This is a genomic window from Armatimonas sp., from assembly GCF_031410135.1.
Classification (GTDB): domain Bacteria; phylum Armatimonadota; class Armatimonadia; order Armatimonadales; family Armatimonadaceae; genus Armatimonas.
Genome location: NZ_JANNYP010000520.1, coordinates 1 through 13,066 on the forward strand (window position 1 = coordinate 1; position 13,066 = coordinate 13,066).

Annotated in this window: 10 protein-coding genes; 2 read left to right on the forward strand and 8 right to left on the reverse strand. The window is 57.9% G+C overall.

Annotated features, from left to right (window positions below; translation table 11 throughout):
* Positions 1-462: 462 nt before the first annotated feature.
* The 3 genes from RMO15_RS19320 to RMO15_RS19330 are packed head-to-tail and all read right to left on the reverse strand — an operon-like array spanning position 463 to position 5,055.
* Positions 463-2,802, reverse strand: a complete 2,340-nt coding sequence (locus tag RMO15_RS19320) for an extracellular solute-binding protein (RefSeq protein ID WP_309715573.1) — start codon at positions 2,800-2,802, stop codon at positions 463-465.
* A 34-nt stretch (positions 2,803-2,836) separates the two neighbouring features.
* The gene (locus RMO15_RS19325; RefSeq protein WP_309715576.1) at positions 2,837-4,165 is read right to left on the reverse strand and encodes a hypothetical protein; all 1,329 of its coding nucleotides are present in this window, start codon (positions 4,163-4,165) and stop codon (positions 2,837-2,839) included.
* Complete coding sequence (locus tag RMO15_RS19330; RefSeq protein ID WP_309715582.1) at positions 4,165-5,055, reverse strand: rhodanese-like domain-containing protein; 891 nt, start codon at positions 5,053-5,055, stop codon at positions 4,165-4,167. Before RMO15_RS19330 ends, RMO15_RS19325 begins: the two co-directional genes overlap by 1 nt.
* A 140-nt stretch (positions 5,056-5,195) precedes the next feature.
* Here RMO15_RS19330 and RMO15_RS19335 point away from each other — a divergent pair, with 140 nt between their 5' ends.
* The gene (locus tag RMO15_RS19335; RefSeq protein ID WP_309715586.1) at positions 5,196-5,651 is read left to right on the forward strand and encodes a hypothetical protein; all 456 of its coding nucleotides are present in this window, start codon (positions 5,196-5,198) and stop codon (positions 5,649-5,651) included.
* 2 nt (positions 5,652-5,653) lie between these two features.
* Here RMO15_RS19335 and RMO15_RS19340 read toward each other — a convergent pair whose 3' ends face one another.
* The 4 genes from RMO15_RS19340 to RMO15_RS19355 form a co-directional block, all read right to left on the reverse strand.
* Positions 5,654-7,990: an aldehyde dehydrogenase family protein gene (locus RMO15_RS19340; protein ID WP_309715589.1), complete on the reverse strand. Its 2,337-nt coding sequence runs from the start codon at positions 7,988-7,990 to the stop codon at positions 5,654-5,656.
* Positions 7,987-8,436 carry a CBS domain-containing protein gene (locus RMO15_RS19345; protein WP_309715591.1) on the reverse strand — a complete coding sequence of 150 codons (450 nt, stop codon included), beginning with the start codon at positions 8,434-8,436 and terminating at the stop codon, positions 7,987-7,989. The genes RMO15_RS19340 and RMO15_RS19345 overlap by 4 nt, the downstream gene beginning before the upstream one ends.
* Positions 8,437-8,439: 3 nt before the next feature.
* Entirely contained in the window at positions 8,440-9,495 is a 1,056-nt protein-coding gene (locus tag RMO15_RS19350; RefSeq protein WP_309715594.1) for an aldose epimerase family protein, read from the reverse strand.
* Between the two features lie 84 nt (positions 9,496-9,579).
* On the reverse strand, positions 9,580-10,839 hold the full coding sequence (locus tag RMO15_RS19355) for an MFS transporter (protein ID WP_309715597.1): 1,260 nt from the start codon (positions 10,837-10,839) through the stop codon (positions 9,580-9,582).
* Positions 10,840-10,895: 56 nt separating this feature from the next.
* On the opposite strand from RMO15_RS19355, the gene hppD reads away from it, so the two are divergent.
* On the forward strand, positions 10,896-11,996 hold the full coding sequence (gene hppD / locus RMO15_RS19360) for a 4-hydroxyphenylpyruvate dioxygenase (RefSeq protein ID WP_309715600.1): 1,101 nt from the start codon (positions 10,896-10,898) through the stop codon (positions 11,994-11,996).
* Between the two features lie 12 nt (positions 11,997-12,008).
* Here hppD and RMO15_RS19365 read toward each other — a convergent pair.
* A partial coding sequence (locus RMO15_RS19365) for a DUF1501 domain-containing protein (RefSeq protein WP_309715604.1) occupies positions 12,009-13,066 on the reverse strand: 1,058 nt, incomplete at its 5' end.

Consider the following 13,066-nt stretch of genomic DNA (forward strand, 5'->3'; position numbering starts at 1 on the left):
AGCGGGCTTTAGCCTGCTTGCCGCAACAGCAGGCCCATTTATGCGCCTGCAACCAGGACGGCAGAGTATTAACCCTGCGCATCATCCCATGAGGCGATGAGGTCTTGGATAATTTGTACCCGATTGTTAACCAGCAATTCAGCTCCCATTTGACAGCGTAGCATACTAGTCGACACTAACTTATCAAGTGGACGACTCTCATAATTTGAAGACAGTCGGCGTATTGCTAAGTCCAATCGTTCGCCCAAGCTCTCTGGGGTAGGCTCCTCTGAACACAGATGCCGTCCCGTGATGCCAATTCGAGTGAATCGTAAATGCTTTACGACATCGGTGCAGACCCCATGAGTGAACATGCCCCAGTCAAACTCCTCATCAGACACGCTAAAGATAGGATCGCCGACGAACTCAACCACATACATATCTTGTGATCGATCATAGAATGCCCTGACATTGGGCACGAGCTTATCTCCCGGCGGTGCTGTACTTGACATTCTGTAGGATCTTAAGCTGGTAGAGTGTCAGCGTGACGAGGACGAGGCCCATCATCCAGGCGGCGGCGGTGGCGTAGCCGAACTTTAGGTACATGAAGGCGTTGTACCAGATCTCCAGCCCGATGGTATGGGTGGCATAGTCCGGGCCACCGGCGGTCTGGACGAGCACGGGTTCCATAATCTTAAACGCGCCGATGGTCGCGCCGACGAGGTTGATAAGAATCAGCGGCGAGAGGGTCGGGAGGGTGATGCGCCAGATCTTGGTGAGCACGCCCGCGCCGTCTAAGTCCGCTGCTTCATACATCTCGTCGGGGATGCCTTGTAGCGCCGCAAGGTAGATAATGCTCCCCGGCCCCGCGCCCGCCCAGATGAGGGGAAGCACGACGGCGAACTTCGCCTGCGCGGGGTCTTGCAGCCATTTTTGCGGCTCGATATGAAAAACCGAGAGCAGCGCGTTGGCGAAACCCTGCGGGCTGGCGTCGAAGAACTGCTTCCATAGCATTGCGACGATCACACTGGTGGTGACGGCGGGCAAGTAGTAGAGCACCCGAAAGAGCACCTTGCCCTTGGGGATCTCGTTGAGCATCAGGGCGAGGATAATCGGGAGCGCAAAGCCCAGTGCCAGGAGCCAGCCGGTAAAGGCAAAGGCGTTGTAAAAACCCTTCCAGAACGTCTCCTGGGTCGCCGCCTCGATAAAGTTATCCAGCCCGATCCACTTGGAGTCGCCTAAAATGCGGTAGTCCTGGAACGCCATTATCATCCCCTTGAGTAGCGGAAAGTACGCCCAGACCGACACCGAGAGCACCGCCGGGAGCATAAACGCCCACGCCGAAAGATGCACTTTGAGGGGAAGCTTTCCGACAGACACGGTCGTGCGCTGCCGACTCTGCCAGGCCAGCCAGAGCGCTCGCCCAAGGAGTCCGGTAAGGAGCAAGACAATCCCACCGGCGATCACACTGGCAACGTTTCGGCGCTGCGCCACGGTCGCTGGGTCGGCATAGTTGAGGAGCTTGGAGTTAACTTTCGCCTCCGCCGCGCTGAGAATCTGCTTGATGGGCCGATCCGGGTAGAGCACTGCCTGATCCAGTGGCTCGTCCAAGAGCTTGTAGATAAACGCCATGTTCGGCCCCGCAGGCTCGGGCTTTCCTGAGGCAAAGAGAATCTCCTGCGACTCCAGCCAAGGCCGCGCCGAGGCCGTGATGAACTCCTCGTAGCCCCATTTTTTCAGCTCTTTAGGGTTGACAAGCTGCCCCAGCCCGTTCTCCACATAGGCCTGAACCCGAATCCTGCTCGCCTCTTCGCTGGCCATGAAGTTCACAAAATCATAGCACGCTTGCAGCTTGCGTTCATCCTTAACCGACGCGTTCACTCCCCACATCGAAGCATTGAGTTCGTTGCCACGCAAACCGGTCGGGCCTTTGGGGAGCGGGGCGATTCCTAGAAGCGATGGGTTCAGGTCGAAGCTGTTCATGTTCGTCAGATCGTCGCTCTGGTAGCTAAACCACATCGCCAGCTTCCCCGCCGAGATGTCCTGCGAGCGGGTCGTGGACTTGGTGCTCACACCTTTGGTGGTCATGAGCTTCCGATAAAACGCCAAGGCTTTCTCGCCCGCCTCAGAGTTAAAGGCCGCAACATACTGCCCCTCTGCAGTTTGTTTAGTAACATCGCCGCCCGCCTGGTAGAGAAAATTCAGCCAGTAGTAGCTCGCATCCGATGGTGGAAAGGTAAAGCCCCACTGCCCTTTCTTCTCGTCGTAGAGCTTCTGGCAGTAGGTGTAGAACTCATCCCAGGTCGCTGGGGCATGATCAGGATCTAGTCCCGCCTCACGGAAGAGATCTTTGCGATAGTAGAGCGCTTGCACAAACTGGGCATAGGGCACGGAGTAAACATGGCCGTCAATGTCCAGCTCTTTCTTGAGATTCGGGTGCACTCTCGTGAGCGTGTCGGGATACTTCTGCAACAATCCATCAAGCGGCTGAAGAAACCCCTGCCCGACATACTGGCGCATCAGGCGCATGTTCACGTAGACGATATCCGGAGCCGTTCCTCCCGCGTAGGCCATGAGAATCCCAGACTCCGCCGCTGGCCCCTGGATATTAAGCGAGGTAAACCGCTCTAGCTTGATCTCCGGGTGCTTCTTCGAGAACGCTTCAAAAACCGTCCGGCGTGCGCGATCAAACGGTGCCGTCGAGTTCGGATCGGGAATCCCCCACGATGAGTAGGCTCCTCCCACTTTCAGAACAATTGGATCGGTCTGCGCCCGCGCCACTGCTGCACAGACCAATAAAAGTAAGCACCAGAAAATCCGCATGCGCTATTTTACCTTCTTCGCCTTTCATCCTTCATCACGGACGGTAGCGCCAGTCGGGGTGATTGGTGTAGGCCATGACTTCCTCGACAATCGAAAAGAGCGCCGGGTCGGTACGCTGGAGCTGCTCACGGCTCTGGGGCTGGTTCACATCAAAGTAGGCCTCGACGCCAGAGACCCATTTCTCCAGGCGTGCCTCCCCAAAAAGCGCTCGGAGCCGGTTGTCCAGGCTCACATCCAGCCGCTTGACCCGTAGCTCGTACTGCTGCTTATCACGTCGGTTTTCGAACTCAGGGTCAGCCGGGCGCGTGGCGGTAGCCAGATAGAAAACGCGCGCAAGTGTCCCTACCAGAGAAACGAGGCGGTCTTCAGAGACTGCCAGGCGTTTGGGATCGGCCCCAGGAAGCGCAGCGACTCCCTTGGGCAAGACGGCTAGGTAGTAGCCATCGTTGATCAGTGCCTTAAGAATATCGTGGCGGTAGGCAAAGAGCTTGCGGATCGCGTCATTGGCCTTCAGCAGCGCTTTATCGCGGGTCTTTGCAACCCCAACAATGGGAAACTCACGGGCGAGAGTGAACTTGGTAAAAACCGGCGCAAACTTGAACTTTGCCGGAGGGGCAATCACCGAGGGCTGACGACGGATGGGAGTGTAGCGCCAGTCATTTGCGCCGGAGAGCCTGAAGGTCTCCCGTACGAGCGCGAAGCCTTCCGGGTCGTATTTCTCGAGCTGCTCACGGGTGCCAATCGGGCCCTGGTTCCAGTTGTTGATGCGGTTGCAGTCAAAGTAGCTCTGCGAAATCTCGCCCCAGTACTCCCCCGCATTCGATGCGGCGTAGGTATTTTTCCAGAGCCCCTTTGCCAGAGCTGCTTTGTAGACGCCACTGAGTCTGCCGCGCCACGTTGGATCAAGCCGCGTAAGGGCTGCATCAATGGTATGGCAGAACTCGTGAACCGCAATGCTCTCATCATCGTAGCGGTCCAGCGGCAGGTTGAGCAAGTTCTCCTCCCCAAAGCTGGTCACATCGAGGCCGCCCGTGCCCCGAACTCGCTCATTAAGGTAGGCGGGATTGGGCGCATTCCGGTACTCGGGCATGTCGGTGTAGACCTGGTCTTTGCCAATCACGATTAGACGCGTCCCAAACGTGGCCATGGTCTCCAGAATATCCGGGCGTCCTGCAAGCAAGTGTGCAACCAGAAAGTGGGTTCGCTGGAGCGCTGCATCGTCCACGACTCCCGCCGCTGCGATATGAAGCCCTTTGAGATCGAGATGCTTCTGGTAGAAGCGCCGTGCGGGCTCGCGATCTCCCGGACGAAATCCGGCAAAAAAGCTCTCTGGCGGTGTGGTGACACGTGGGGGCTGTTGCATCAGGAAACTCCTGCCAAGCGGCGCAGGTGATAAGCGCAGTTTTTACAGCAGGCCACACCATAGTGCTCTCTCGCGTGGCATTTCTCGCAGACTTGGCCGCTTCCCTTGCAGTAGCCACACGTAAAGTCTTCCGTTGCCGGGTCGCCGCAGTGGGGGCAGAAGCCATACTTTTGCGACGGCTGGAGCTTGCTATCCACCGCCACCCGATGGTCAAAGAGAAAGCACTCGCCCTCAAACGCGCCGCCCTCGGGGAACTCGGCGAAGTAGTTTAAGATACCCCCATCAAGCTGGTAGACATTCTCGTAGCCTTTGTGCTCCAGGGTCAAGATGGCTTTTTCACAGCGGATTCCCCCCGTGCAGTAGATCAGAATAGTCTTGTCCTGCGGCAGCGGGTTGCTTTCCAGATAGCTTGAAAACTCCGAGAACTTGCTGAGGTTCGGGTCAATCGCGCCGCGAAACTTCCCAATCCGTGTCTCGTAGTCGTTGCGCGTGTCGAGCACCACGACATTTTCGGAGTCTTGTAGGAGCGCATGCCACTCTTTGGGCGGCAGGTGCCGGTGCTGATCGGACGTGGGGAAAACGCCAGGAAGCTCGGCGGTCACTATCTCCTCACGCACCTGAATCGTCAAGCGGCGAAAGACAGGCTCAGGCGCAAAAGAGTCCTTAAACTTGAGTCCAACCAGCTCCGGTATCTCCAAAAGCGCTGCCTTAAACGCCGCCAGCGACTCCGGCAGAGCGCAGACAGTCGCATTGATCCCTTCCGTCGCAAGCAAGATCAGCCCCTGGATCTCAAGAGACTCGCCGACTCTGAGCAGCTCCATTCGCAGCGCTTCGACGCGCTCCGGCTCCAGAGGGACAAATTTATAGAAAGCGGCAATGGCATAGGACATAGCGCCTCTATTCTACCGCCAACCTCTAGCGGGAGACTTATTCCCTCGAAAGTGCAATACCAGATTTCCAATAGAAAGAAAACTAGTAATTTTCGCTAGAGTCCTAGAAGCTCAAAAACCCAATCTACAGAGTGGCGGCCATGAATATTCTGACAAGACCTTTGCTCACGCTCCAAAAGGAAGACGATGAGCTGCTCCCATTAGAGCTACCTGCTATCAGCCTAACAGGCAGGCCGAAGCTCGTGCAGGAGCTGGTCGCGGCGCTCCCGGAGAGCCTCTCTTTGCCACAGAAGCGGCTTGTCATCCAGAATATCCTGGAGCAAAAGGCCCGCGTGGATCCCCATACCCTCATTGGAGAAGTCGTCTGGAATAAGCGTGAGGCACTCCAGGCGCTCGAACGACTCGATGAGGAAGAGCGACAGGAGCAAGAGGCGATCACAGCGGAGATTGAGGTGCTCTGGAAGCGCCGCGAGACGGTGCAGGAGACATTCTATCGGCGCGGTGAAGGGCTCCGTATGCAAGTCGAAGAGATCGATAGGCTTCTCGCTTTTCTCGTGGAGGAGAGCCACTCCGAGCCCCTTCAGAAAGCGGCCTAAACCTACCAGGGCAGCTCGTCGGTGTAGGGAATCCAGATATTTTTAACTTGGGTCGCGGCCCGCAGAAAGGCATCCTGACGCGGGATAGTGCCAGGCTTGGGACACCAGGTGCGCTTAAGGTTCCCCACCGAGGCCGTTTCTACCAGCGCAGCACTCTCCCCAAAGTACCAGATACCATCCACATCATCGTGCTCCGCCAAGGTCTTTATCAAGACATCACGCTCCCCAGTGATCAGATTGACCACGCCGCCGGGGACATCGCTGGTTTCAAGAACTTGATAAAAATCCGTCGCCGAGAGCGGATGCGCTTCTGAGGGGACAGCAACCACGACATTCCCGAGAGCAATCGCAGGAGCCACCACGGAGATCAGCCCCAGAAGCGGCTGCTCCCTGGGACAGGCAACGCCGAGCACCCCCAGCGGCTCAGGCATCGCCAGCACGACACTTTTCTGAATCGTTCGGTGGACAGAGCCGTCGTTCTTGTCCGCCCATGCTGCCCAAATAAAGAGCTGCGCGATACTCTGCTCGACTTCGTCGGTGCCCTCTTGTCCGGTCTGCTGCGTGATTCTTGCCGCAAACTCCGCCGCCCGGTAGCTTAAGTTCTCCGCGAGATAGTAGAGGATCTGCGCCCGGTTGTGGCCGCTTGCGCCGCCCCAGCCTGCCGCCGCTGCCCGCGCTGCCTCGACCGCATTACGAATGTCTTTTCGATTGCCATCGCCGACTACCCCAATACTCTCACCGGTGGGGCTCAACACCGTTCGGCTGTACCCAGAGTCAGGCCGCGCCTGCTTGCCCCCAATATAGAGTTTTGCCGTTTGGTCGAGATTTCTCCCCCCTAGCCCGACCAGCCTCGCTTCGCGGGGTACCCGGACGGGGGCTAGGGGGGAACTGACCAGATACTCCCAGAGACCTTCTTTGCCACCTTCGCGGCCAAAGCCGGACTCGCGGTAGCCGCCGAAACCTGCCGCCGCATCGAAAAGATTGGTGCCGTTAATCCAGATAGTCCCCGCTTTGAGCTTGGGAGCGGCTTCGAGGCATTGGTTGATACTCTCCGACCAGAGCGATGCCGCCAGTCCGTAGGGCGTGTTGTTTGCAAGCGCAATGGCCTCAGCGGGCGTACGGAAGCTCATCGCCACTAACACCGGGCCAAAGATCTCTTCCTGCACCACAACCGACGCGGGTGAAACGCCCGTAAGCAAGGTCGGTGGGTAGAAACTGCCCGTTGTGGGACACGCGGCCTTTGGCTGGAAGAGCATCGCGCCCTGATCCACACCTGCCTTCACCAGCTCGTCAATCCTCGCAAGCTGAATCGGTGCCACGATGGCACCGATATCGGTGGCTTTATCCAGCGGATCCCCAACACGAAGTGTCTCCATGCGGCGCTGGAGTTTCTGTAAAAAACGCTCCTCGACACTCTCCTGAACCAGCAAACGGCTCCCCGCACAGCAGACCTCGCCCTGATTAAACCAGATCGCATCCACCACGCCCTCAACGGCAGCATCTAAGTCCGCGTCCTCAAAGACAATAAACGGCGACTTTCCGCCTAGCTCCAGCGAGAGTTTCTTGCCCGTTCCTGCTGTGGCCTTCCGAATCAGCCGCCCGACTTCCGTCGAGCCAGTGAAGGCGATTTTCTGGACATCCGGGTGCGCGACCAGCGCAGCGCCGGTGCTGCCATCGCCCGTGACGATATTCACTACCCCCGCAGGCAGGCCAATCTCGGCACAGACCTCCGCAAAGAGCAGCGCCGTGAGTGGCGTGAGATCAGCGGGCTTGAGCACCACCGTACAGCCGGCTGCCAGAGCGGGCGCGATCTTCCACGAGAGCATGAGCAGCGGGAAGTTCCAAGGAATGATCTGACCGCATACCCCCACGGCTTCGTAGCCCGCGCACTCGGTCTCTAGTAGCGTCGCCCAGCCCGCGTGGTGGTAGAAATGGCGCGCGACTAAGGGAATGTCTATGTCGCGCGTCTCACGAATCGGCTTGCCATTGTCGAGGGTTTCGAGCACCGCAAAGAGCCGGGAGTGTTTCTGTATCTGTCGTGCGAGAGCATACAGGAACTTCGCACGCCCCGCCCCGCCAAGCGCCTTCCAGCCCGGCAGCGCCGCGCTTGCCGCCGCAACGGCAACAGCAATATCAGCCTCTGTCCCCTGGCTGATCTGTGCGAGCACTTTCCCCGTCGCAGGATTTTCGGTTAAAAAGAGTGTCCCTGGAGCGGTCCACGCTCCCCCCATAAAGTGCCCGAAACCCTCCGAGTGTTGCGCCAACCACTCCAGCGCGGGAGCCGCACTCTCCGGCGCAGGACCATACTCCATCGTCTCAAAAATCTCCGCGACGCTCATAGAGAAAAGACAGCCTTTAGAATGTCCTCACGGGTAACAATGCCAACCAATGCGCCCTCGGGGTTTACCACGGGGAGGCGGTTGATTTTTTTGCTAAGGAGCAGACGGCTCGCTTCTTGAACAGACATTTCCTCGGACACAGAGACCACGGAGGTTGTCATTACCGTACGTACCGCCAGATCGCCACCTTCGTGGTAGAGCCGTCGGATGGTCGCTTCGGGGGCGATAAAGAGGCCAAAAGCCGTCACTCGTGGTAGAGCTTCCCGTTTCTTGACCTCGTTGAGTAGGTCAGACTCGGAGAGGATTCCCACCAGCACCCCTTCGGAGTTCACCACAGGAGCGCCACTAATCTGGCGCTCCGTGAGAATCGCGGCTGCCTCACGCAGTGTCGCTTCGTCGGAGACGGTCACCACATCACGTGTCATGATCTCAGCAATGGTTTGCATAGTCTACTTCACTAAACAGGCGTACTCGGTCTTTGTCCTGTAGGTCTGGCCCGGCATGAGCATTGTGCTCGGGAAGCTCTTTTGATTCGGAGAATCGGGGAAGTGCTGGGTCTCCAGACAGATCGCGGAGTGCTGGACATATTTCCAGCCGCCCTTGCCCACGAGAGTTCCATCGAGGAAGTTTCCGGTGTAGAACTGCAAGCCAGGCTGATCCGTCCGAATCTCTAGGAGACGTCCCGAGGTTGCCTCGCTCAGGCGCGCTACGGTGGCATAGCCCTTCGCCCCCGAAAGGAGCACAAAGTTCATGTCGTAGCCGATATTGGGCTCTTTACCCCCAGCCGCCGTAATCCGGTCGCCGATAGCGGCAGGCTGGGCAAAGAAGTCATAGGGAGTGTCCGTGACGGGCAGAATCTTGCCGGTAGGAAGCAGATCCGCATCACCCTCGGTGTAGCTCTTGGCCGCGACATAGAGCTCATGATCATGGATCGTCCCACTGCCCTTAAGGTTGAAGTAGGCGTGATTTGTCATGTTAATCGGGCAGGGCTTGTCGGTGGTGGCGGCGTACTCCATGCGCAGTGTATTGGCATCGGTGAGCGTGTAGATAACCGACGCGTTCACATTGCCTGGATAGCCCTCTTCACCGTCTTTGCTGACGTAGGTGAACTGCACCGCAGGGCCATCGGGTTTGGGGACGATCTGCGCCTTCCAGACACGCTTGTCCCAGCCTTTGGTGCCACCGTGAAGGTGGTTGGGAGGGTTGTTGGTTGCCAGCTTGTAGGTCTTCTCCCCAAGCTTAAAGCGCCCCTTGCCGATACGGTTGGCATAGCGCCCCACGGTGGACCCCATGTACGGGTGGCCTTTTTCGTAGGCGGCCAGGTTGTCAAAGCCCAGGCAGATATCCCCGAGCTTGCCGGACTTATCCGGTGCATGGAGCTCTGTCAGGGTTGCTCCAAAAGTCATGATCTTCGCAATTAGGCCGTTCTTGTTGGTGAGTGTGTAGATATCTACCGCCTCACCCGTCTTGAGCTTGCCAAAGGACGCTTTCGTAACGCCAGCCATCTGTTCTTCCATTCCTTTCCTCACAATTGAGTTCAGCCCTATTGTAGCCGACTTTTCACGTATTGCCTCCTTTTTTGCTCACATTTAGCCTACCGGCTTGGGAGCCTTTACCACTAACAAGGAGAGAACAAAGCCGAGCGTGAGGATGCCCGAGGCTAGATAGAAGATCGTGTGGTGCCGGGCATCGGCGGTGTAGAGCGGCGACGAGAGCACGGAGCCCAGCATCGCTCCCACTCCTTGGGCCATACGCACGGCTCCGATCATCCCACCACGTTCAGTCTCCGGGGCCATCTCGGAGACAAAGGCCATGTAGGCGGGAAACGACATCACAAAACCGATCCCAAGAATGGTCCCAAAGACCACGATCATGTTCTGGTGTGTGGCAAAGAGCAGCCCCCAGAGCGCCCCGGCACACAGCGCGGTCCCTAGTTTGATGGCTTGTGGCTTGCCCCACTTATCCACCAGCTTTCCCAGCGGCGCGGAGAGAATCCCGATCAGCACGGCAGGCCCGAGTGTGAGATTTCCAAAAGTCTCCTCCGCGATTCCGAAGCGCTCCATAAAGTAGGGCTTGACATACGGCGCGATCAGGCCAATGGCGATAAAGATTAAGAAGATCAGCCCCAGTAGCCATGGGTACTCGTGAATCGCCTTCATCAGCGTGCTTTTGCTGATTGGTGCATGGTCACTTTCTTTTTCGGGGGCGTGTTGCGACTCACGGCGAGGGGCGACAATATAGGAAAGCACCGATGTCGCCGCAAAACAGCCGGCAGCAAAGAGAAACGATGGCACGTACCGTCCTGGCTCACTCGGGGAGAAATTTCGCCCAAAGTTCTCGTTGAGCCAGCCCCCGAGCTTCAGTCCCAGTGGAATCATCGCCATGTAGGCAATGGTGATGAGCGTATTGGCCTGTGCCCGCCGCTCCGGTGCCACGCGATCTGCCACGGAGGCATAAACATTGGGCCAGAGCATCGCCGCTCCCATGCCATCCAGCGCTCGCAGTAATAAGACAAGTGCGGTCACCCCAAGAACCAGAAACCGTCCCTCAGGAGCATGAATCTGCGATGTCGCCAGGCAAGTGACTATCGAGACGCAGGTTCCTAGCACCATCAGCCGCCTCCGACCAAGGCGATCCGCCAGGGCCCCCATCGGAGAGTTTGCCAGTGCCTCAACTAAGTAGTAAGCGGCGAGGGCGATTCCTGGTAGGTAGGGCAGATGCAGCCCGAACTTCAGAAAAACGGGAAGGGAGGAGATATTGACAATCACAAAGCCCAGCTCCGCCAAGGCTGAGACAGCACAAAGAGTGAGCAAAAAAAGCCATTCTGGCGGATGCGGCTTACGAGTCATTGCTTCAATTGTACCGTGCTTAGAAAGCAGGGTATTATTATCGCTGAGGTTCAGAGATGATTCAAGATATTCCCTTGCGGCGGGTTCACCATGTCCGCTTTTTCGTTGGTAATGCACGCCAATCCGCGTATTTCTATCGCAATGCCTTTGGCTTTGAGATCGCGGCCTACAAAGGGCTCGAAACGGGCTCCCAGACTGAGGCGGGCTATATCATGCGCCAGGGCAATATCATCCTGGTGCTGGAGTCGCCGCTCCGTGCGGAGCACCCGGAATCGGATCGCTTGAGGCTCCACGGCGATGGAGTGCGGGATGTGGCGCTGGAGGTGGACGACGTGAAGCTCTCGTACAGGCTCGCCATAGAGCGCGGTGCGACAGGTGTGACGGAGCCCACCACGCTTACGGATCAGTACGGCAGTGTCGAGTTTGCCAGCATCAAGGCCTACGGCGACACGACCCACAGCTTCGTCAACCATGATCACTACACGGGAGTCTTCGCGCCTGGCTATGCGCCGCTCGACCCCGATCGCTACCACACGCCTGCGGTCGGTTGCGGCTTGGAAGCCATTGACCATATTGTCGGCAATGTCGAAGAGGGCAGGATGAACGAGTGGGTGAGCTTCTACGAGCGCATTCTGGGCTTCTCGCAGCTCGTGCACTTTGATGAGAAAGATATCTCCACCGAGTACACGGCCCTGATGAGCAAAGTGGTACAGGGTGGCAACGGGCGCATCAAGTTCCCGCTCAACGAGCCTGCCGAAGGGCGAAAGAAAAGCCAGATCGAGGAGTACCTTGACTTCTACAACGGCCCCGGCGTCCAGCACATCGCGATGGGCACGAAGAATATCCTACAGACCGTGCGCCAGCTCCGCGCCAATGATGTCAATTTTTTGCGCGTCCCCCAGACCTACTACGATGCACTCCCCGACCGTGTGGGCGAGATCGACGAGGACTTCAAGGAGATCGCAGAGCTAGGCATCTTAGTGGACCGCGACGACGAAGGCTATCTCTTGCAGATCTTCACCGCGCCCGTTGAAGACCGGCCCACCGTGTTCTTTGAGATCATCGAGCGACACGGCTCCCGTAGCTTTGGCAAAGGCAACTTCAAAGCCCTCTTCGAGGCCATTGAGCGCGAGCAAGAGCGGCGCGGGACACTTTAATGCTCTTAGGGGCTAAGCAATAAGCTCTTTGACCACATTGCCTACCACATCCGTGAGGCGGAAGTCTCTGCCTGCGTAGCGGTAGGTAAGTTTAGTGTGGTCAAAGCCCAGCAAGTGCAACACAGTGGCATGGAAGTCGTGGACATGGACAGGATCTTTCTCGGCTTTAAAACCGAACTCATCCGTGGCTCCGTAGACCGTTCCTTTTTTCACGCCCCCGCCAGCCATCCAGTAGGTAAAGCCCCAGTGGTTGTGGTCGCGCCCGTTCATCTTGCCCGCATTGGCTCCTGGTGTCGGAAGCTCGACCACGGGTGTCCGCCCAAACTCGCCGCCCCAGATCACGAGAGTTTCTTCAAGCATCCCGCTCTGCTTGAGATCGGTGAGTAGCGCGGAGATCGCCTTATCTGCCTCGCCACAGAGCCGTTTCATCCCATCGGCGAGATCATCGTGGAGGTCCCAGGGCTGCCCCGCCCCCGAGTAGACCTGGATAAAGCGCACGCCACGCTCCGCTAGCCGCCGTGCCATGAGCACGCCCCGCGCAAAGTTCCCCTCGCCGTAGCGCTCGCGGGTGCTCTCGCTCTCCAGGTTGATATCAAAGGCATCAGTCGCCTCGCTCTGCATGCGATAGGCCAACTCCATGCTCTGGATTCGGGACTCCAGCTGGGCATCTTTGGAGTGTGCGGCCTGGTGCTTTTTATTGAGTGCCTGAATCAGATCAAGCTGCTCGCGCTGCTGCTCTTTGGAGGCGTAGTGGCTCCGAATATGCTCCACCAGCTGCTCAACATCGCGCTTACTGGGGTCAATATAGGTTCCGGCCAGCACGCCGGGGAGAAAGCCCGCCTGCCAGTTCTGGGTCTCCTGAATCGGGAAGCCGCCGGGGCACATGGCGATGTAGCCGGGCAGGTTCTGGTTCATGGTGCCCAGGCCATAGCACGTCCACGAGCCAAACGACGGGCGAATCTGGCGGGCATCTCCGCAGTTCATTAAGAGAAGCGACGGCTCGTGGTTGGGCACATCGGCGTGCATGGAGTTGATGACACACATGTCGTCCACAAAGGCTGCCGTCTTGG